At 65.4% G+C, this 20,856-nt stretch carries 19 protein-coding genes and 3 pseudogenes; 16 read left to right on the top strand and 6 right to left on the bottom strand.

Going from position 1 to position 20,856, the window contains the following annotated elements; all coding sequences use genetic code 11:
* Positions 1-224, bottom strand: a pseudogene (locus I5M_RS06300) (TonB-dependent receptor); the annotation flags it as partial.
* A 16-nt stretch (positions 225-240) separates the two neighbouring features.
* On the opposite strand from I5M_RS06300, the pseudogene I5M_RS32060 reads away from it, so the two are divergent.
* Positions 241-357 (top strand): annotated as a pseudogene (locus I5M_RS32060) (Asp/Glu racemase); the annotation flags it as partial.
* Here I5M_RS32060 and I5M_RS06295 read toward each other — a convergent pair.
* A pseudogene (locus I5M_RS06295) lies at positions 357-680 on the bottom strand (hypothetical protein); the annotation flags it as partial. The pseudogenes I5M_RS32060 and I5M_RS06295 sit on opposite strands and share 1 nt — an antisense overlap.
* Positions 681-889: 209 nt before the next feature.
* The gene (locus I5M_RS06290) at positions 890-1,486 is read right to left on the bottom strand and encodes a DUF1134 domain-containing protein (protein WP_031335592.1); all 597 of its coding nucleotides are present in this window, start codon (positions 1,484-1,486) and stop codon (positions 890-892) included.
* Positions 1,487-1,596: 110 nt separating this feature from the next.
* Between I5M_RS06290 and I5M_RS06285 the strand changes: the two genes are divergently transcribed.
* Positions 1,597-2,097, top strand: coding sequence for a YHS domain-containing (seleno)protein (locus I5M_RS06285; RefSeq protein WP_022720617.1), 501 nt, complete (start codon positions 1,597-1,599; stop codon positions 2,095-2,097).
* Between the two features lie 2 nt (positions 2,098-2,099).
* On the opposite strand, the gene I5M_RS06280 is transcribed toward I5M_RS06285, so the two are convergent.
* Complete coding sequence (locus I5M_RS06280; protein ID WP_022720616.1) at positions 2,100-2,909, bottom strand: 3'(2'),5'-bisphosphate nucleotidase CysQ; 810 nt, start codon at positions 2,907-2,909, stop codon at positions 2,100-2,102.
* A 140-nt stretch (positions 2,910-3,049) separates the two neighbouring features.
* Between I5M_RS06280 and chpT the strand changes: the two genes are divergently transcribed.
* The 6 genes from chpT to I5M_RS06250 all read left to right on the top strand — a co-directional run bounded on the left by chpT (position 3,050) and on the right by I5M_RS06250 (position 9,723).
* Complete coding sequence (gene chpT, locus I5M_RS06275) at positions 3,050-3,700, top strand: histidine phosphotransferase ChpT (protein WP_022720615.1); 651 nt, start codon at positions 3,050-3,052, stop codon at positions 3,698-3,700.
* A gap of 182 nt (positions 3,701-3,882) precedes the next feature.
* A complete protein-coding gene (locus I5M_RS06270; RefSeq protein ID WP_022720614.1) occupies positions 3,883-6,684 on the top strand; it encodes a chemotaxis protein CheW in 2,802 nt (933 codons plus the stop codon).
* 19 nt (positions 6,685-6,703) lie between these two features.
* Positions 6,704-7,201, top strand: a complete 498-nt coding sequence (locus tag I5M_RS06265) for a chemotaxis protein CheW (RefSeq protein WP_022720613.1) — start codon at positions 6,704-6,706, stop codon at positions 7,199-7,201.
* Positions 7,202-7,267: 66 nt separating this feature from the next.
* Entirely contained in the window at positions 7,268-7,633 is a 366-nt protein-coding gene (locus I5M_RS06260) for a PleD family two-component system response regulator (RefSeq protein ID WP_022720612.1), read from the top strand.
* Positions 7,634-7,699: 66 nt separating this feature from the next.
* Positions 7,700-8,851 (top strand): chemotaxis response regulator protein-glutamate methylesterase, encoded by a 1,152-nt coding sequence (locus I5M_RS06255; RefSeq protein ID WP_031335590.1) that lies wholly within the window; start codon positions 7,700-7,702, stop codon positions 8,849-8,851.
* A complete protein-coding gene (locus I5M_RS06250) occupies positions 8,848-9,723 on the top strand; it encodes a protein-glutamate O-methyltransferase CheR (RefSeq protein ID WP_022720610.1) in 876 nt (291 codons plus the stop codon). The genes I5M_RS06255 and I5M_RS06250 overlap by 4 nt, the downstream gene beginning before the upstream one ends.
* A gap of 422 nt (positions 9,724-10,145) precedes the next feature.
* On the opposite strand, the gene ctrA is transcribed toward I5M_RS06250, so the two are convergent.
* Positions 10,146-10,847, bottom strand: coding sequence for a response regulator transcription factor CtrA (gene ctrA, locus I5M_RS06245; protein WP_011442789.1), 702 nt, complete (start codon positions 10,845-10,847; stop codon positions 10,146-10,148).
* Between the two features lie 372 nt (positions 10,848-11,219).
* Between ctrA and fliI the strand changes: the two genes are divergently transcribed.
* From fliI to I5M_RS06225, 4 genes are all read left to right on the top strand, one after another.
* Positions 11,220-12,545: a flagellar protein export ATPase FliI gene (gene fliI / locus I5M_RS06240; protein WP_022720609.1), complete on the top strand. Its 1,326-nt coding sequence runs from the start codon at positions 11,220-11,222 to the stop codon at positions 12,543-12,545.
* 109 nt (positions 12,546-12,654) lie between these two features.
* Positions 12,655-13,080, top strand: coding sequence for a flagellar export protein FliJ (gene fliJ, locus I5M_RS06235; RefSeq protein ID WP_022720608.1), 426 nt, complete (start codon positions 12,655-12,657; stop codon positions 13,078-13,080).
* Positions 13,081-13,273: 193 nt separating this feature from the next.
* The gene (locus I5M_RS06230) at positions 13,274-13,822 is read left to right on the top strand and encodes a sigma-70 family RNA polymerase sigma factor (RefSeq protein WP_022720607.1); all 549 of its coding nucleotides are present in this window, start codon (positions 13,274-13,276) and stop codon (positions 13,820-13,822) included.
* Positions 13,822-14,757, top strand: coding sequence for an anti-sigma factor domain-containing protein (locus tag I5M_RS06225; protein ID WP_022720606.1), 936 nt, complete (start codon positions 13,822-13,824; stop codon positions 14,755-14,757). Before I5M_RS06230 ends, I5M_RS06225 begins: the two co-directional genes overlap by 1 nt.
* Before the next feature lie 33 nt (positions 14,758-14,790).
* Here I5M_RS06225 and I5M_RS06220 read toward each other — a convergent pair whose 3' ends face one another.
* Positions 14,791-15,603, bottom strand: coding sequence for an alpha/beta fold hydrolase (locus tag I5M_RS06220; RefSeq protein ID WP_051048674.1), 813 nt, complete (start codon positions 15,601-15,603; stop codon positions 14,791-14,793).
* A gap of 145 nt (positions 15,604-15,748) precedes the next feature.
* On the opposite strand from I5M_RS06220, the gene I5M_RS06215 reads away from it, so the two are divergent.
* The 4 genes from I5M_RS06215 to I5M_RS06200 all read left to right on the top strand — a co-directional run.
* Complete coding sequence (locus tag I5M_RS06215; protein WP_031335586.1) at positions 15,749-16,393, top strand: GntR family transcriptional regulator; 645 nt, start codon at positions 15,749-15,751, stop codon at positions 16,391-16,393.
* A gap of 2 nt (positions 16,394-16,395) precedes the next feature.
* Entirely contained in the window at positions 16,396-17,925 is a 1,530-nt protein-coding gene (locus I5M_RS06210) for an aldehyde dehydrogenase (protein ID WP_022720604.1), read from the top strand.
* A 71-nt stretch (positions 17,926-17,996) separates the two neighbouring features.
* The gene (locus I5M_RS06205) at positions 17,997-19,364 is read left to right on the top strand and encodes an MFS transporter (protein WP_022720603.1); all 1,368 of its coding nucleotides are present in this window, start codon (positions 17,997-17,999) and stop codon (positions 19,362-19,364) included.
* 244 nt (positions 19,365-19,608) lie between these two features.
* On the top strand, positions 19,609-20,856 hold a 1,248-nt coding region (locus tag I5M_RS06200), incomplete at its 3' end, for an amidase (RefSeq protein WP_022720602.1).

Raw genomic sequence — 20,856 nt, 5'->3', positions numbered from 1 at the left:
CTGGGATCTTCGACCGTCGTTGCCCCGCGCGCATCGTTGGAATGCATACCGTAGCCGGCGCCGACGAAGAACTCGGTCTTGTTGAACGGACCCAGCACCATCCTGAATTTTGGGCTGCCGAGCGACGCGTCGACACGCCCCGAATTAGCGGCGTTGTAGAGCGAATCCACGTTGGCGGCGTAGTAATCGCCGCGCCAGCCGATCGTCGTCCGCAGCCAGTCGGTCGCCGGCGTCGCGGCGGACAATGGCCACCCCGCTCCCGTCGTCAGCTCCGCCGGCGCGCTGGTCGACGGCATCAAGGCGATCGGCGCCAAGAAGATCGCGCTGGTCGCGCCCTATATGAAGCCGCTGACGCAGGCGAGGATCGCCTCGTTCTTCTCGGCGAGCTCGGCCTTCATCTTGTTGATGGCGTCGGTCTTCTTGCCGAGCTCGGCGAACTGGCTGGCGGTCTTGTTCTTGAGCTGGTCGACGCTCATTTCCAGCCGCCGGGCCGACATGGCGAAGTCGGCGCGCAGCTGGTCCTTGTCGGCCTGGATCTCCGCCATCGACAGCGGCGTCGCGGCTTCCAGCCGCTTGGTAGTGAGCCGCACCGCGCGGTTGTGCACCAGCGGCGCGATCATCAGCGCCAGCAGCATCGCCACCAGAAAGCCGATCGCCAGATACATGATCTGCTCGACCATGGAAGTCTCCCGTCCACGAGAAGCGGCGCGCAGGGCGACCTTAAGGCCGACCGCCGGCGACCGGCGTCAAATGCTGCAATGGTGGAAGCCGGACAGACTCGCGGCCGGCTGACATCGTCGAGAGCACGATGCCATGGCCGACCGCTGCAACGCCAGAGCGTTGCCGCGTTAACGTGAATCGGGGCCCGTCCAGGCCCCGCCGGAACGGATCAGAACGGATTCCAGGTCGCGTTCGGGGTGAACTTCAGATAGCCGATATTGGCGCCGAGCCGCAGGCCAATGCCGGACTGGATCGGCACCAGCACGATATTGTTGGCGGTCAGCGCCGTCATGCCGAAGCCGCCGACCACATAGGCCGAGCCGTCGATCCCCCCGAAACGCTGATAGATCGCGTTGGTGGCGGGCAGGTTATAGACCAGCGTCATGGTCCGGGCGCCGTTGCCGCCCCAGTCGAAACCGACCGAGGGACCCTGCCAGTAAACCTTCAGGTCGCCGGCGTTCTTGGTATAGAGCGTGCCCTCGCCGTAGCGCAGCCCGGCCACGAAGGCGCCCGAGCCTTCCTCGCCGAGGATGTAGCCATTGGGCAGGCCCCACTGGCTGACCGCGCGTTCGATCACCGAGGCGAGCCCGCGCGAGACGTTGCCGAAGAAGCGATGGCCGGCGCCGACCAGCTCATCTGGCGCGTAGGTGTTGGCGCTCGCCGGTGCACGCGGCGGCAATCGCTGCTGCTCCTGCGCAGAAGCGGGCGCGGCCATGGCCGCGAGCGCGACGAATGCCAGCGCTGCGAGACGCGATGCAAATCTCATGAAGTCACCCCTGGGTATCCATCCCCGGCGCGGCGCCTTAACCGGATGCTGACCTGCATTCGCTAGGCTGCCACCACCGTCCCCGACTCGGCATGTTATCGGGTTCAACTATGACCGCACAACGGCAGGAAAGTTACCGCTTTCGCCTCGGATCGGCCTTGTTTGCGACCGCGTTGGCGCTGTCCCTCGGGACGTTCTGCCGGGTCGAGGCCGCGACGACGCAACGCGTCGTGGTCGATCGTAGCACCGGCCTTGCCGTTTCCGGTTTCGATCCCGTTGCCTATTTCACCGATCATGAGCCGCGGCCGGGAGACCCCGAATTCGAGCTCACCCTCGAGGGTGTGGTTTGGCGGTTCTGCAACGCCAGCAATCGCAGCTTCTTTGCCGAGCGGCCCGATGTCTATGCGCCGCAATTCGGCGGCTACGATCCGGTCGCGGTGGCGCGCGGCGTGCCGCTGGCGGGAAATGCGCTGGTGTGGATCGTGGTCGGGCAGCGGCTGTACCTGTTCGATCGCGATGAGACCCGCACGGCTTTCGCGTCCGACCCCGAGCGCTATATCGAACGGGCAAAAGCCGCATGGCCGAAGCTGCAGCAGACGCTGGCCGAGTAGCATCAGGCCGCGTTCGGATCTCCCCAGGCGATAAAGTCGGGAACGATGAAGTTTTCGCGTGGCGCGTCGAAGCGGAGCGGCCGGCCGGCGCTGTCGGTCAGCCGTCCGCCCGCGGCCATCACCACTGCGGCGCCGGCGGCGATATCCCATTCGCAGATCGGCGCCAGCCGCGGATAGATGTCGGCGCTGCCCTCTGCGATCCGGCAGAACTTCAAGGCCGAGCCGATCGCCTGCCGCACCGCGCCGGGCCGCGCGTCGATAAAGGCGTTGGTGCCGGCATCGGGGTGCGAGCGGCTGACTGCGGCGATCCACGGCTGGCCAGCCGGCGGTAGCGGCCGCGTATGGATCGGTCCGGCCCGGCCATCGGACCCCAGCCGCTCGGCGCCATGCCCGACCGCGCCGCGCCACAATTGACCGAGCGCCGGCGCGCCGACGACGCCGAGCAGCGGGACGCCGTCGCTGACCAGCGCGATGTTCACGGTGAACTCGTCGTGGCCGGCGAGATACTCCTTGGTGCCGTCGAGCGGATCGACCAGGAAGAAGCTTCCGGTGGTCGGCCGGCCGCTGGCGCAGCTCTCCTCCGACAGCACGGCGATCTCCGGCCGCAGCCGCGCCAGCCCCTCGGCGATGATGCGGTCGGCGGCGAGGTCGGCGGTGGTCACCGGCGAGCCGTCGGGCTTGTGCGTCACCTGCGGAGACCCGGTCGCCAGAATGGCTGCGCCGGCGCGCTGCACCAGTTCGGTCAGCGGGGCCAGCAGGGCGACGGCCTGCTCCAGCGTCATGGCCTCGCTGGTTTCGTACGCCTGACGCATCGATCTTCTTCCTTCCGGTCCCAGGCCAAGGCGTGCATTAGCCGCCGTTATGTTTGGCAGCACAATCCGCCGCGGTGTATCAAGCCTCGAGCAGAGCCGATTCGCCCTCGACGCGGCCGTGCCCCTTGAGGAACCAACACATGACCGGCACCACTCCCGATCAGGCCCCGGCCCCCGACGCCCTCGAACTGGCGGCGCTGCTGTGCTCGCGCGTGTGCCACGATCTGATCAGCCCGGTCGGCGCCATCGTCAATGGCCTCGAAGTGCTGGACGACAGCAACAAGCCGGACGACCGCGAATTCGCCCTCGATCTGATCCGCAAGAGCGCCAAGACCGCTTCGGCGCGGCTGCAATTCTGCCGGCTGGCGTTCGGCGCCGCCGGCTCGGCGGGTGCTCAAATCGATCTCGGCGACGCTCAGAACATGGCGCGCGGCCATCTCGAAGACGACAAGACTAAAATCGTCTGGAATCTGCCTCGGCTGTTACTGCCGAAGAACAGGGTCAAGCTGCTGCTCAACATGCTGATCATCGCTCAGCAGACGATTCCGCGTGGCGGCACGCTTACCATCGATCCAATCGGCGAGGGCGAGAGCCTGAGCTTCCGCGTCGTTGCTGCCGGTTTGAATGCCAGAATGCCGCAGAATATCGCCGATCTGCTCAGCGCCGCACATGCCGGGCCGATCGACTCCCATGCCGTCCAGCCCTACTACACGCGGCTGCTCGCTCAGGCCTGCGGCCTTACTGTGAGCTTGGCGCCGGACGCCGATACGATGGTTGTCGCTGCGAGCTGATCGCAACCGGGCGGCGCAAAATCGGCTAAAATAGGCCTCGTGCTATTGCGAGGATGGCAACTATTTGGCCGTCCGCGCCGGCCGTCGACGATACTCAACCAATATTAAACGCTTTCCGCAGACAGTGGCCCCATGTGTTCCAGGCGCGACCCGTTGCGCCGACGTGGTGAAGGCGACTGCCCATGGACGATCTTCTGCGCGAGTTTTTGACGGAGACTTTCGAGAGCCTGGACACGGTTGATAACCAGTTGGTCCGGTTCGAGCAGGAGCCGAACAACGCGAAGATTTTGGACAATGTTTTCCGGCTTGTTCACACGATCAAGGGGACGTGCGGGTTCTTAGGGCTGCCCCGTCTGGAAGCGCTGGCGCATGCCGCCGAGACGCTGATGGGCAAATTCCGCGACGGCATGCCGGTGACGGGTGAGGCGGTGACGCTGATCCTGACCACGATCGACCGGATCAAGGACATTCTGGGCGGGCTGGAGGCGACCGAGGCTGAGCCCGAGGGCGAGGACCGTGACCTGATCGGCGAGCTGGAGCGCTTGTCGATGCGAACGCCCGAGGAGATCGCCGCGGAGCTCGGCGCCAGCGCGCCTTCTGTGGCCGAGGTGCCGGCCGAGCCGCCGGTAGCGTCGAACAGCAACGACAAGGCGGGCGAGGACAAGGCCGAGGGCACGCTGGTGCCGCAGACGCTGGAGCGGCCGCTGCGTCCGGGCGAAGTGTCGCTGGACGAACTCGAGCGCGCCTTCCAGGAGACCGCCATCGAAGTGCCGAGCCCGCCGCTGCAGCCTGCCGCCGAGCCGGTCGCCGAAGCCAAGCCTGCGGTCAAGGCTGAAGCAAAGGCCGAGGCCAAAGCTGCCGCCAAGCCGGCCGCCAAGAAGGCCACCGACGAGGCGCCGGCCGAGGGTGCGGCCGCAGGCGGCGTCGCCAATCAGTCGATCCGGGTCAATGTCGACACCCTCGAACACCTGATGACCATGGTGTCCGAGCTGGTGCTGACCCGTAACCAGCTGCTCGAGATCAGCCGCCGCCACGAGGACAACGAGTTCAAGGTGCCGCTGCAGCGGCTCTCTACCGTGACGGCCGAGCTGCAGGACGGGGTGATGAAGACCCGCATGCAGCCGATCGGCAACGCCTGGCAGAAGCTGCCGCGCATCGTGCGCGATCTGGCCGGCGAACTCGGCAAGCAGATCGAGCTGGAGATGCACGGCGCCGACACCGAGCTCGACCGCCAGGTGCTCGACCTGATCAAGGACCCGCTCACCCACATGGTCCGCAACTCCGCCGACCATGGCCTGGAGAAGCCGGCCGAGCGCGCCGCCGCCGGCAAGCCCGAGCAGGGCACCATCCGCCTGTCCGCCTATCACGAGGGCGGCCACATCGTCATCTGCATCGCCGACAACGGCCGCGGCCTCGACACCGAGAAGATCAAGGCCAAGGCCTTGGCCAACGGGCTCGCCACCGAGGCCGAGCTCGAGAAGATGACCGAGGCGCAGATCCACAAGTTCATCTTCGCGCCGGGCTTCTCGACCGCCGCCGCCATCACCTCGGTGTCCGGCCGCGGCGTCGGCATGGACGTGGTGCGCACCAATATCGACCAGATCGGCGGCACCATCGAGATCAAGTCGGTGGCCGGCGAAGGCTCGTCCGTCACCATCAAGATCCCGCTGACGCTGGCGATCGTGTCGGCCCTGATCGTCGAGGCCGGCGGCGACCGCTTCGCCATCCCGCAGCTCGCCGTGGTCGAGCTGGTGCGGGCGCGCGCCAACTCCGAGCACCGCATCGAGCGCATCAAGGACACGCCCGTTCTCAGGTTGCGCGACAAGCTGCTGCCGCTGATGCATCTGAAGAAGCTGCTGCACATCGACGACGGCTCGGTGAGCGAGCCGGAGAACGGCTTCATCGTCGTCACTCAGGTCGGCAGCCAGACCTTCGGCATCGTGGTCGACGGCGTGTTCCACACCGAAGAAATCGTCGTCAAGCCGATGTCCACCAAGCTGCGGCACATCGGCATGTTCTCGGGCAACACGATCCTCGGCGACGGCGCCGTGATCATGATCGTCGATCCCAACGGCATCGCCCAGGCGCTCGGCACCCAGGTGGCCTCGCAGCACGATCTGTCGGAGCAGAACGCCGCGACCCGCGCGGCCTCGACCGAACAGCTCACCTCGCTCTTGGTGTTCCGCGCCGGCTCGGCGCAGCCCAAGGCGGTGCCGCTGTCGCTGGTCACGCGCCTCGAAGAGATCGCCACCGACAAGATCGAACTCTCCAACGGCCGCTACATGGTGCAGTACCGCGACCACCTGATGCCGCTGGTGCTGATGGAGGGCGTTGCGGTCCAGAGCAGCGGCACCCAGCCGATTCTGGTGTTCGCCGACGAGGACCGCAGTATGGGCCTCGTGGTCGACGAGATCGTCGACATCGTCGAGGAGCATCTGCACATCCAGGTCGGCTCGAGCCGCGACGGTATCCTGGGCTCGGCGGTGATCAAGGGCCAGGCCACCGAGGTGATCGACGTCGCCTACTTCCTGCCGATGGCGTTCAGCGACTGGCTGGCCCGCAAGGAGATGAAGCAGTCGGTGACGGCCCGCTCGGTGCTGCTGGTCGACGACAGTGCGTTCTTCCGCAACATGCTGGGCCCGGTCCTGAAAGCCGCCGGCTACAAGGTGCGGGTCACGACCTCGGCGGTCGAGGCGCTGTCGATCCTGCGCACCGGTGCGCAGTTCGACGTCATCCTCACCGACATCGAGATGCCGGAGATGAACGGCTTCGAGTTCGCCGAGGCGATCCGCGCCGACGCGCGGCTGGCGCCGCTGCCGGTGATCGCGCTGTCCAGCCTAGTGTCGCCGGCGGCGATCGAGCGCGGCCGCCAGGCCGGCCTCACCGACTACGTCGCCAAGTTCGACCGTCCGGGCCTGATCGCGGCCCTCAAGGAACAGACCACCGGCGCCGAAGTCGCCGAGACCATGGAGCAGGCCGCATGAGCGGAGCGGAGAAACTCTCATGAGCGACGCAGGCAGCAACAAGGCCAATCGCAGCCTCGACACGGTCGGTGGCTCGACCACCCAGTTCGCCACCGCGATGATCGGCGGCCAGCTGTTCGGCCTGCCGATCAGCCGGGTCCAGGACGTGTTCATGCCCGAGCGCCTGACCCGCGTGCCGCTGGCGCCCGACGACGTCGCCGGCGTGCTCAATCTGCGCGGCCGCATCGTCACCGCGCTCGACATGCGCACCCGCCTCGGCCTGGAGAAGCCCGACACCGACAAGCCGCCGATGGCGATGGGCGTCGACCTGCGCGGCGAGTCCTACGGCCTCCTCATCGACACCATCGGCGAAGTCCTCACCCTCCCCGACGACGCCCGCGAGACCAACCCCGTCAACCTCGACCCACGAATGGCCGCCTTCGCAAACGGCGTCTATCGCCTCGACGGTCAGCTCATGGTCGTCCTCGACGTCGACAAAGTCCTCGAAATTACCACGAACCAACGATTGGCCGCGTAAGGCCAGAATCAACTCCGGCTGATTTGAAACTGCGCGCCCCGGCGCTGAAGAAGCAGAGGCAGAACGATGAAGACTTGTCTGGTGGTCGACGATTCCAGCGTTATTCGCAAGGTCGCGCGGCGCATTCTCGAAGGTCTCGATTTCGAGATCGTCGAAGCCGAGGACGGTGAAAAGGCGCTCGAAGCCTGCAAGAACGGCCTGCCCGATGCCGTGTTGCTCGACTGGAACATGCCGGTGATGGACGGCTACGAGTTCCTGCGCAACCTGCGCCGCATGCCGGGCGGTGACGCGCCGAAGGTGGTGTTCTGCACTACCGAGAACGACGTCGCTCACATCGCGCGCGCGCTGCACGCCGGTGCCAACGAGTACATCATGAAGCCGTTCGACAAAGACATCGTCACGGCAAAATTTCAGGAAGTCGGCTTGATCTGAGCCGAGCTGCCGTCGACGCCGACAGGCGCGGCGATCGAATTCGTAGTATGTGTTGCGTGGTGGTTCATGAGTGTCGCGGTAGCGAGTAGTCCAGTTTCGGGAGCGACGCAGTACGAGCCACTGCGCGTCATGGTCGTCGACGATTCGGTCGTCATCCGTGGCTTGATTTCGCGCTGGATCGAGGCCGAGCCCGATCTCACCGTGGTCGCCTCGCTGCGCACCGGGCTCGACGCCGTCAATCAGCTCGAACGCGTTCGTCCCGACGTCGCTGTGCTCGATATCGAAATGCCGGAGCTCGACGGCATCGCCGCGCTGCCGCAACTGCTCGCCAAGAAGCGCGACCTCATCATCATCATGGCGTCGACGCTGACCCGCCGCAACGCGGAGATCAGTCTCAAGGCGCTGTCGCTGGGCGCTGCCGACTACATTCCGAAGCCCGAGACGACGCGCGAACAGTCCGCCGCCGATATTTTCCGTCATGACCTGCTGCAGAAGATCCGCAGCCTCGGCGCCCGGGCGCGCCGCAGGGCGTCTCCGGGCAGTGTGGCCGCACCGGCCCCGGTCCGCGAAATCGCGCCGGCTCCGCATGCCACTCCGGCCGCGCAACTGGTCAAGCGTGCGTTCAGTCATGTCTCGCCGCGCGTGTTGCTGATCGGCTCCTCGACCGGCGGTCCGCAGGCGTTGATGTCGCTGGTGGCGACCATCGGGCCGGTGATCGATCGCTTCCCGGTGCTGATCACTCAGCACATGCCGCCGACCTTTACGACCATTCTCGCCGAGCATCTGTCGCGCGCCGCCAAACGTCCGGTACACGAAGGTGTCGATGGCGAATTGATCAAGTCAGGCCAGATCTATCTCGCTCCCGGCGGGCGCCACATGAAAGTGGGGCGCCAGGGCGCCAACCCGGTGATCACGCTGGAGGACGGACCGCCCGTCAACTTCTGCAAGCCGGCGGTGGATCCGCTGTTCGCGACCGCTACCGAGTTCTGGCAGAACGCGACGCTCGCAGTGGTGCTGACCGGCATGGGCTCGGACGGCATGCGCGGCGGCAAGGACATCGTTGCCGCGGGCGGAAGCGTCATCGCCCAGGACGAAGCGACCAGCGTGGTGTGGGGCATGCCCGGCGCCGCCGCTAATGCGGGCATTTGCGCCGCCATTCTGCCGCTCGATCAGATCGGGCCGAAACTGGTTCGTCTGTTCTCGGGAGATCGTACGTGACGCCGGCTGATTACGATTATCTGCGCAAGCTACTCAAGGATCGCTCCGGCCTCGATTTGTCGGCCGACAAGCAATATTTGGTCGAAAGCCGGTTGTTGCCGTTGGCGCGCCGGCTCGATCTCGCCGGCATTCCCGAGCTGGTGCAGCGCATGAAGACCGGCGACGAGCGCGCCGCCGGCGACGTGGTCGAAGCCATGACCACCAACGAGACCTTCTTCTTCCGCGACAAACTGCCGTTCGATCATCTGCGCGAAGAGATGCTGCCGGCGCTGATGCAGGCGCGCGCAGGCCGCCGCTCGCTCCGCATCTGGTGCGCGGCTGCGTCGACCGGCCAGGAGCCTTATTCGATCGCGATGTGCCTGAAGGAGCTCGGCGCGCCGGCTGCCGGGTGGCGGTTCGAGATCATCGGTACCGATCTGTCGCAGAGCGTGCTGGAAAAATCCAAGTCTGGCTTGTTCAGCCAGTTCGAAGTGCAGCGCGGCCTGCCGATCCAGCTTCTGGTGAAGTACTTCAAGCAGACCGGCGATCTGTGGGAGATCTCCCCCGAGATCAAGGCGATGGTGCAGTATCGTCAGCTCAATCTGCTGCACGATTTCTCGCAGCTCGGCACCTTCGACATCGTGTTCTGCCGCAACGTGCTGATCTACTTCGATCAGCCCACCAAGGTCGGCATTCTCGACCGTATTGCCAAGCGGCTCGAGCCGGACGGTTACCTCACGCTTGGCGCTGCCGAGACGGTCGTCGGTCTCACCGACACCTTCAAGCCGCACCCGAGCCGCCGCGGCGTCTATCTGCCGAACGCACAGCGCGCCTCGCCTTCGATCGTGCCGGGCATGCCGTCGGCTACGCGCCCCGCGCTCCGCGTGGGATAGGGGCGAGTAGAGAGATTGTAGTACAGAGATTGTAGGGCGGATAAGCGTAGCGCCATCCGCCATCTACCTCCGAACTGCCCTCTGATTTCCTCACCCACTCTCCGGCGGATGACGCCTTCGGCTCATCCGCCCTACGGCCTTATCTACGGGCTATCAACTCCGCACATCCTCACATTCGTCATTCCGGGACGCTCACGCAGTGAGCGAACCCGGAATCTCGACGTGAGTGGCGTCGTCGTCCAAACGGCTTCGAGATCCCGGGTTCGCGAGCTGCGCTCGCGCCCCGGAATGACGAGTGCGAAGGTAGTGCGTGCGGCCGCGCTCGAAAGCCGGACACCCCCCACAAACAAAAACCCCGCCATTTGCGGCGGGGCTCAGGTTGCTCTCGGGGAGGCGGCGCCGAAGCGCCCTTGCAGAAACGATCAGGCCGGGATGCGGACGTCGTCTTCGGTCGGTTCGCGCAGCACGTAGCCGCGGCCCCAGACCGTCTCGATGAAGTTGCGGCCGTCGGAAGCGTTGGCGAGCTTCTTGCGCAGCTTGCAGATGAAGACGTCGATGATCTTGAGTTCCGGCTCGTCCATCCCACCGTAGAGGTGGTTCAGGAACATTTCCTTGGTCAGCGTGGTGCCCTTCCGCAGCGAGAGCAGTTCCAGCATCTGATATTCCTTGCCGGTCAGATGCACGCGCTGGCCGCCGACTTCGACGGTCTTGGTGTCGAGATTGACGACGAGGTCGCCGGTCTGGATCACCGACTGGGCATGGCCCTTGGAACGGCGGACGATGGCGTGGATGCGGGCGACCAGCTCGTCCTTGTGGAACGGCTTGGTCATGTAGTCGTCGGCGCCGACGCCCAGGCCCTTCACCTTGTCCTCGATGCCGGCGAGGCCGGACAGGATCAGGATCGGGGTCTTGATCTTGGAAACACGCAACTGCTTGAGAACGTCGTACCCGGACATGTCGGGCAGGTTCAGATCGAGCAGGATGATGTCGTAGTCGTACAATTTGCCGAGGTCGACGCCTTCTTCACCGAGATCCGTCGTGTAGACGTTGAAGCTCTCGGATTTGAGCATCAATTCGATCGACTGCGCAGTCGCGCTGTCGTCTTCAATCAGCAATACGCGCATGCCAGTCCCCTCTAAGCGCCGCTCCGGGCGTCAGGCGTCCGCACTACCTGCGGCACTGGAAACGCCTCTGAACAACTGATTCGGATCCTGACAAGATATGGTTAACAAAACCTGATTCCGGTCCGCAAGGTGTCTTCGTGCAATTTTTGTCGAATCGCCCTAAGATATTGCGTGGATGCAGATTTTTGTTAAGCCGACCTCTTCAAGTTCCAGGTGAGGAATCGGCGCTAACCGACTCTTCCGACTCAGCCCTTCGTTCTGACGGGCGAGCGCGCCTTCAGCCACCAAAGACAGTGACGCAATCATTAACGATGCGGGTAAACACGAAGTTAAGGGGCAGGGCCCCGCGTCGACAAACTTAAGGGTTCGGCAATGAAGGCCTTGGCCGAGCAGATCGGCGACATCGACGCGGTCAACACTTATGGCCGAGTTGTGGGCGTGCGCGGGCTGATGGTGGAGATCGCCGGGCCGATCCACGCAATGAGCGTCGGCGCCCGTCTCGTGCTGGAGACCGGCGGCAGTCGCGCCATTCCGTGTGAAGTGATCGGTTTCTCCGGAAACAACGCGGTGGTGATGCCGTTCGCGGGGCTCGAAGGCGTGCGCCGCGGCTGCCGCGCCGTGATCGCCAATTCGGCCGCGCAGGTGCGGCCGTCGCCGGCGTGGCTCGGCCGCGTCGTCAATGCGCTCGGTGAACCCATCGATGGCAAAGGGCCGCTGCCGCAAGGGCCGTCGCCGATGCCGTTCCGCAATTCGCCGCCTCCGGCGCATTCGCGTAAGCGCGTCGGCGCGCCGCTCGATCTCGGCGTTCGTGCGCTCAATACGTTTCTCACCTGCTGCCGCGGCCAACGCATGGGTATCTTCGCCGGCTCCGGCGTCGGCAAGTCGGTCCTGCTGTCGATGCTGGCCCGCAACGTCGATGCCGCCGTCTCGGTGATCGGGCTGATCGGCGAACGCGGACGCGAGGTGCAGGAGTTCCTGCAGGACGATCTCGGCGAGGAGGGCCTCGCCCGCTCGGTGGTGGTGATCGCGACCTCGGACGAGCCGGCGCTGATGCGGCGCCAGGCCGCTTACCTGACGCTATCGATCGCCGAGTACTTTCGTGACGACGGCAAAGACGTGCTGTGTCTGATGGACTCGGTGACGCGCTTCGCCATGGCGCAGCGCGAGATCGGGCTGTCGGCCGGCGAGCCGCCGACCGCCAAGGGCTACACGCCGACCGTGTTCACCGAACTGCCCAAGCTGCTGGAGCGCGCCGGGCCCGGCCTGAACGACGGCACCATCACCGGCATCTTCACCGTGCTGGTCGACGGCGACGACCACAACGAGCCGGTCGCCGACGCGGTGCGCGGCATTCTCGACGGCCACATCGTGATGGAGCGCGCGATCGCCGAGCGCGGGCGCTACCCGGCCATCAACGTGCTCAAATCAGTGTCGCGAACCATGCCGCGGTCGTGCGATCCAGCCTACCTGCCGGTCATCAAGCGAGCTCGGCAGGTGATGGCGACCTACGCCGACATGGAAGAACTGATCCGGCTCGGCGCCTACCGCCCCGGATCGAGCGCCGAGGTCGACGAGGCGATGAAGCTGCACGAGCCGCTGGAGGACTTTCTCCGGCAGGGCAAAGACGAGGCGACGAGCCTCGGCACAGGATATGCGCAATTGGAGCAGATCCTGAGCATTGCAGCAACGGAACGCTAACTTTGTCACGTCATGATGCTTGGCACGTCAATCGTTTTGCGGGTTGGCCCCTTGTGGGACGACCGGCACAGTCCCGCGTCGAGTGGGGACTTCTGGGGAGTACGAGTCGATGAAGTCACGTGAAACGCTGATCCGCCTGAAAAAATTTCAGGTCGACGAACGGCGCCGCCGGGTCGCTCAGATCGAAGGGATGATCGCGGATTTCCAGCGGATGTCGACCGAACTGGAACGAGAAATCCAGACCGAGCAGGAGCGCGCCGGCATCACCGATCCGACGCATTTCGCCTATCCGACCTACGCCAAGGCCGCCATCCAGCGACGCGAGAACCTCACCCGTTCGGCCGATGAGCTGCGTATCCAGCTGGAGGAGGCGCGCAGCCAGCTGTCGGAAGCCTATGACGAGCTGAAGAAGGTCGAGCTGCTCGACGAGCGCGACCAGGCGCGCGAGCGCGCCGAGGAGAGCGCCCGCGAACAGGCCGACCTCGACAGTATCGGCCTGATGCGCGCCCGCATCGGCGCTGGCGCGGTGGCCTGAGCGATCACCAGCGGCTTAGTTCGAGACTGATTGCAGCCCGGGCGCAACGCCCGGGCTTTTTCGTGCGCGGTATCCACACAAGCCCGGCGGCCTGCCGTGGTGAATTACGGCGCCGCGGGATATGCTGCGGGCGACCGAGGCTTCGCCCCGGTCCAACCTGTGCGGCCCGACGGGCCGTTCTGAAGGATGCGGAATGCTGACGTCGGCTGAGTTGGTGTGGCTGATCGCTGCGGTTGCCAAGGGCGATCAAGCGGCGTTCGAACGGCTCTACGCCGCCACGCGCGCGAAACTCTTCGGCGTTGTGCTGCGTATCTTGCGACGTCAGGACCTCGCCGAAGAGGTGATCCAGGAGGCCTACGTCAAGATCTGGAACAGCGCCGGGCAGTTCAATCCCGGCGTGGCCTCACCGATCACCTGGATGACGTCGATCGCGCGCAACCGGGCGATCGACGTGGTGCGCAAGCGCAGCGAAGTTTCGATCGAGGAGGAGCCGAAGGCCAACGAGGTCGCTGCGGAGACGCCGGACCCGCTGGCGCGCCGCGAGATGACCGAAGAACTGAAGCGCCTGCTCGAATGCGTCGGCCGGCTCGAGCCCGAACGGCAGAAGCTGGTACTTCTCGCTTACTACAATGGTTGGAGTCGTGAGCAACTCGGCGCCAAGTTCAATGCGCCGGTGAATACGGTGAAGACCTGGCTGCGCCGCAGCTTGCTCGACATCCGGGGATGCCTGGGACTGGTGTGATGGCTTTCGACGACGACCAAATCGCGCTCGCAGCGGAATACGCACTCGGCACACTTGATGCCGACGAGCGTACGCAGGTCGAGGCCATGATGAAGGCCGATCCGGACTACGCAGCCGTGGTCGACGCCTGGATCATCAAGCTCGGTGCCCTCAATCAGATGGTCGGCCTGGTCGAGCCGTCGCCGGCCGTCTGGGACCGCATCAAGGCGGCGATCGCTGCGGCCAGCGATGTGCAGCACGGCTTCGTGCTTCCCGCTGCACCGCCGCCGGTTGTGCCGGAGAATGCGGCCACCGACCCGTTTGCGCCGCCGGCGCCTGCCAACGATGCGGCGGTCGCGCCCGCATCGACGACGTCCGAACTCAGCCCGGAGTCGCGCCGCGTCGTCGCCTTCGCCAAGCGCGCTTACATCTGGCAGCGCGTTGCGATGGCGTCGGGCGCGATCGCGGCGTCGCTCTTGGTCGTGCTCGGGTTGCAACTCTATTCACCGGATGCGTTGCCCGATCCGCTGCGTCCGCCGGTTCGCACGCGCGTCGTCAAGGTGCAAGCGCCGGCCCAGCCACAGCCGGCCCAATACGTCGCGCTGCTGCAGCGAGATGCCAATGCGCCGGCCTTCATCCTTACGGTGGATGCCGGCAGCAAGACGTTCACAGTGCGCCGCGTCTCGGCAGCTCAAGAGCCGGGCAAGAGCTACGAGCTGTGGATCGTTTCCGACAAGCTGCAAAAGCCGCGCTCGCTCGGCGTCATCGGCGGCCGCGACTTCACCGTGAATCCTGCGCTGAAGGGCTACGATCCGGAAATCGTCAGCCAGGCCACCTACGCGGTCACCGTCGAGCCCGAGGGCGGCTCGCCGACCGGCGTCGCCACCGGCCCGATCGTCTACACCGGCAAGCTGATCGAAAGCGTGCCCGGCGGAACGGCTCCTGCTCCGCGCTGACAGGCTGATTAGTCAGCAGCCGCGCCGCAACGACTACTCAGCTGCGCTAACTTCGTTCAGCAGCGGCTTCGCGCCGTTGAGGAACGGCTCGATCGCGTCCAGAAATTGCTGCGGCGATTGCAGTTGGGGGACGTGAGCGCATCCCTTCAGAATTTCGAGCTGCGCATCGGGCAGGGCGGCGGCGAGTTCGATCGCCATCGGTGGCGGCGTCGCTTCATCGTGCTCGCCGACCAGCACGAGAATCGGGACCTTCACGGCGCTGATCTCGGCGCGAAGATCGAGGCCTGCCAGCGCCTCGCAGGCGGATTTGAAGACGTCGCGGTCGGTGCGCAGGAAGGCGGCGCGCCGGTCCTGCATCAACACAGGATTAGCTGCCTGAAATTCCGGCGCGAACAGCCGGCGCATCGCGACATCAGTGATCGCGGCCATGCCCTTTGCCTCCGACACGCGTGCCATGTTGCGGAAAGCCTCGCGGCCGGGCTCGGAGAAGGCGGCGCCGCAGCCCGCCAGGATTAGACGGCCGGCGATCGCCGGATCGAGGATCGCCATCTGCAATGCGACGAAGCTGCCATAGCCGTTGCCGAGCACGATCGCCGGTTCGCCGGCAGCGGTCTCTTTGATGAACGCCGCCATCCGCGCCGCGACCGCGGGTAATCCGCCGTCGGCAGCCTGCGACTGACCGAAACCCGGCAGCTCTGGCACGAGCACGCGAAACGACCTCGAGAGAGTTGGAACGATGGCGTCAAAGCTGGCGCGGTCGGACAGCAGCGAATGAAACAACACGAGCACCGGGCCGTGCCCGACCTCGGCGGCATTGACTGTCCCTCCGACGAAAAGCCTGTCCATCGCTTTCTCCGTGCTGACGCTGGTTGCGCCGGTCGGCGCTGCTGAACTCCAGGGATAGATCAAAATCAGGCGATGGCAAGCGATTTGCGCTTGACGTGAAATATCACGACTGCGAGCATGCGGGACTTACATACCCGAGAAACCTATGCTTCTTCGCGAAAATGTCTACCGTGCGCTCCGCTCTGATATCCTAGATTGCCGTTTGGCGCCTGGGGGTGAAATGCGCGAGCAGGAGCTGGCCGAGCGTTATGCGGTCAGCCGGCAGCCAGTCCGTGACGCCCTGTTGCGGCTCGAACGCGAACACCTGGTCTCGGTGCAGCCGCGCCAGGGCTATCGGGTCAATCCGATCTCGCTGTCGGACGCCCGCGACCTGCTGCGCTTCCGGCTGGCGTTGGAGCCGGCTTGCGTTGCCGAGGCGATCGAGCAGGCGCCGGACAGCGTGCTGCAGGCGCTCGACGCCTTCCGCAGCTTCAGCGGCGATCGCGAGGCCTTCATCGAATACAACCGTGGCTTCCACACCGCATTGGCCGAGTCCTCTGGCAACCGTCGCATGGCGATGGCGCTGATCGATCTGATCGCGCAGGCCGATCGGCTGGTGCGCGTCAGCCTGGCCAATCTCAAGGGGCACAACCCGGACAAGCTCGTCGCCGAGCACGCCGCGCTGATCGACGCGATGCAGCGCCGCGAGCCGCGCGCCGCGGCGCGGATCATCCGCGCTCACATCGCCGAAACCGAGAAGCGCGTGCTGCCCGCGCTCAAGCGCAACGCCATCATCGTCGAGGAAAGGTGATCATGAACATTCCGTCGAATCCCGCCGCGATCGAAGTCGAGACCCACGGCAACTTCGTCGACGGCCGCGAGGTCATGGCCGGCGAAGGTCAGTTGCTCGACGTCCGCAATCCGGCGACCGGCGACGTCATCGCCCGCATTCCGAATTCGACCGCCGCCGACATCGACCGCGCGATGAAGAGCGCGCGCGCCGCATTCGAGGGCCGGGAATGGGGCGGCATGGACACGCGCGCCCGCGCCAGGCTCGTGAACCGTCTCGCCGACGCCTTCGAAGCCAATCTCGATACGCTTTATCGGCTGGAAACGCTGAACAATGGTCGTCCGGTCAACGAGACCCGCGCGCAGCTGTCGCGACTGCCGGATTTCTTCCGCTATTTCGCCGGCGTCGCGCTGGCCCGCCGCGACTCGGTGATCCCGGTCGAGGGCGCCTATCTCAACTACACGCTACGCACGCCGATCGGCATCGTGGCCAACTGCACGCCGTTCAACCATCCGCTGATGATCCTGTGCAAGTCGCTCGCCGTGGTTCTGGCGACCGGCAACGTCACCGTCGTCAAGCCGTCCGAATACACGCCGCTGACGACGCTGAAGCTGGCGGAGATCTTCAGCGCCGCCGGCCTGCCGCCCGGTGTGTTCAACGTCGTGCTCGGCCTCGGCCAGAGCGCCGGCAAGATGCTGGCCGAGCACGGCGACATCAACAAGCTGGTGCTGACCGGCGGCACCGAGGCCGGTCGCATCGCCGGCAGCGCCGCCGCCAAGGTGTTCGCGCATCAGACGATGGAGCTCGGCGGCAAGACGCCGGTAATGGTGTTCGACGATTTCGACGTCGATCGCGCCGTCAACTACGCGGCGTTCGGCGCCTTCATCGGCGCCGGCCAGACCTGCGTCTGCGCCTCGCGGCACATCGTCCAGGCGTCGATCTACGACGAGTTCGTCGAGAAGCTGCAGGCCAAGACCCGCACCATCCGTATCGGCGATCCGTTCGATCCTTCGACGCAACTCGGCCCGGTGATCTCTGCGCGGCAGCGCGATCGCGTACTCACCTATTCGCGTTACGGCCACGAAGATGGCGCGCGGCTGGTCACCGGCGGCGTCGCTGCAAAAGTCGCCGGTCACGAGGGCGGTTACTTCGTCGAGCCGACCGTGTTTGCCGACGTCAAGTCGGACATGCGCATCTTCCAGGAGGAAGTATTCGGTCCCTTCACCTCGGTCACGCCCTTCACCGACGAAGCCGATGCGCTGCGGCTCGCAAATGACTCGCCGTTCGGCCTCGCCGCCGCGATCCGCACCCGCGACGTCGGCCGCGCCCACCGCGTCGCCGCTGCAGTCAAAGCCGGCATTGTCTGGATCAACGATCACCACCGGCTCGACCCGGCCTCGCCATGGGGCGGCGTCGATGATTCCGGCATCGGCCGCGAATGCGGCACCGAGAGCTTCGACGATCACTTCAATACCAAGAGCGTGATGGTCCAGACCCAGGAGCAACCGTTCGATTGGTACCGCGACACGGCCAATCAACGACGATTGAACTGACAGACGAACTGCCGCGGCCAATCGCTCACAGAAGGCGACCGCGGATCAACCAACACCAGGGAGAAACGCACATGTCGACTTCGGTCAACGCCGGCGGCCGTCTCGATCGGCTGCCGATCGGACCATTCCATCGCCGCATCATGCTCTTGATCGGCATCGGAATGTTCTTCGACGGCTTCGATATCTACATCGCCGGCACGGTGCTCGGCGTCACGCTGAAATCCGGTTTCTCGACGTTGCCGCAGAACGCTGCGTTCATTTCGGCGACGTTCGTCGGCATGATGATCGGCTCGTTCGCCACCGGCTTCCTCGGCGATCGCTACGGCCGCCGCTTCACCTATCAGTTCAACCTGCTGCTGTTCGGCCTGGCGTCGCTCGCCGCGGCGTTTTCGCCGAACATGATCTTCCTGATCGTTTGCCGTTTCCTGATGGGCGTCGGCCTCGGCGCCGAGAATGTCGTCGGCTATTCGACCATGACGGAATTCGTGCCGGCGCGGACCCGCGGTAAATGGCTCGGCTTCACCGCGGTTTGCGTCGTGACCGGACTTCCGGCTGCGCTGCTGATCGCCTCTGTGGTGGTACCGACGTTCGGCTGGCGCGCCATGTTCGTGCTCGGCGGCGTCGGCGCGCTGATCGTCTGGTACCTGCGCAAGGCTCTGCCGGAATCGCCGCGCTGGCTGGAGGCGGTCGGCCGTACCGAGGAGGCCGAAAACCTGATGCAGGCGATCGAGAAGGAAGCGGCCCAAGGCCGGCCGCTGCCACCGCCGGAGCCGACGATGCCGGCGCCGGTGTCGCCGGCGCTCTCGACGCTGTTCGCCGCGCCGCTGCTGTCGCGGATGATCGTCGGAGCGGTGTGTCTGATCACGATTAACACGCTGCTCTACGGCTTCGTCACCTGGCTGCCGGTGTTCTTCATCAAGCAGGGCCTGTCGGTAGCCACCTCTTTCGGCTATTCGCTGCTGATGGCGCTCGGCGCTCCTGTCGGCTCCGCCATCGGTGCGCTGACAGCCGACCGCTGGGGCCGCAAGCCGACCATTATCGGTGCCTCGATGGTCGCGGTGATCCTCGGCATTATCTATCCGATGATCTCCGACCCGGTGCTCCTGCCTGCCGTGGGCTTCGCACTGACGGTGCCGATCTACGTGCTGGTGGCGTTGCTGTTCGGTATTTACATCCCCGAGCTTTTCCCGACCGAGGTCCGGCTGCGTGCCTCCGGCCTCGTCAATACGCTCGGTCGCGGCGCGACGATTGTCACACCGTTCCTGGTGGTGATGCTGTTCGAAGCACGCGGCGTCGCGGGCGTGATGGCGATGATGATCGGACTGCTCGTCGTGCAGATCATCACGGTGTGGGCGCTCGGCATCGAGCCACGTCATCGCAGCCTCGAGGAGCTGAGGGCCGAGGAGGCGGAGGGCGTGCCGGTGCGGCAGGTCACCTGAAGCCGATCGACGGCCACGCGACCAGCGGTTCGCGCGCGTGAACGGCGCGCGTCCTGACAGCAGTGAAGTGCTCCGGTCCGGATCCATCGGGCCGGAGCTCTGCGCCGTGTGAGAGGAAAGGGCACGCGAGTTGATAGTGATTATCATTCTCCGTCGATGGATCGTCGATCACCCGTAAACCTGCCAGTTACTCGAGGCGGCTAACAGGCTACGAATTGCCTCGCTGGCGATTCGGGAGGCCGCGATGATTCAGAGACGAGAAGTGATCAAGGGTGTCGGTGCCGCAGTCCTCGCCTCCGCACTCGATGCTCCTGTCGCGCAAGCAGCGCCATCCAACGATCCGCTCAGCTACGCGTCGGTCGATGATCTCATCGCGATGTTCAAGGCGGGGACGGCTTCGCCGGTCGATCTGTTGAAGGCGCAGATCAAGCGCATCGAGGCATTCAACCCCAAGGTCAATTGCATCACCTATCAGCACTTCGACGAAGCGCTGAAGGCCGCCGAGGAGTCCGAGCGGCGCTACCGCCGGGGCGATCCGCGGCCGCTCGAAGGCATCACGGTCGCCATCAAGGACGAGTTTGGTCGGCCCGGCTGGCGCATCACCCAGGGCTCGCTGATCTTCAAGGAGGCGCCGCCCGAGACCGAGAACGCGGCGATCATCGATCTGCTCGAAGCCACCGGCGCCGTCATGCCGTTTCAGACCACGGTGCCCGAATTCTATCTGTTCGTCGGCGCGTCGACCCGTGCCTGGGGCACGACGCGCAATCCTTGGAATCTCGACTATTCGCCGGGTGGATCATCGGCGGGATCGGCTGCGGCGCTGGCCGCAGGTTTCGCGACGCTGGCGCTGGGCTCCGACATGGGCGGATCTATCCGTCTGCCGGCGTCGCAATGCGGCCTATATGGCTTCAGACCGCCGGCCGGGCGGGTCGCGAGCGGCGAGGTGCCGTACGCGACATCGGGGCCGCTGGCCCGTCGCTTCGACGACCTCGTGCACCTGCAGAACGCGATCGTCGGCCCGTCCGAAAAGGTGATGGCCGCGATCCGGCCGCGGCTCGACTATCCGGCTCGCTATCCGGACCTGCAGGGATGGCGCATTGCGGTAGACTGGGGTAGCGCGCTCGCCGAGGTCATTCCGTCGGTACGGGCGGCGATGCAGCAGGGCATTGACGCCCTGCGGGCGGCCGGCTGCGTCGTGGACGAGGTCGATTGCGGTTTCAGCAAAGATCAGAAGTTCGTCTATATCCGCGGCCTGATGTCGACCTCGATCGGCACGGTGCTCGATCTGGCGAACGCGCATCGCGATCAACTCTCACCCTATGTCGCCGAGGTGCTCGATCAGGTCGCTCCGATCGGTCCGCGGCAGGCGGAAGAAGCCGAAGCGCTGGTGGGGCGCCTGCACCGGCAGGTGCAGCAGCGCGTCTTTGGCAAGGGCTACCGGGCCCTGCTGATGCCGACCCTCGCGACTCCGCTGATCGGCGCGGACATGTTC

The sequence above is a fragment of the Rhodopseudomonas sp. B29 genome (assembly GCF_000333455.1).
Lineage (GTDB): Bacteria > Pseudomonadota > Alphaproteobacteria > Rhizobiales > Xanthobacteraceae > Rhodopseudomonas.
The sequence above is the reverse complement of the archived record's forward strand: the minus strand, read 5'-3'. Positions and strand labels throughout refer to the sequence as shown.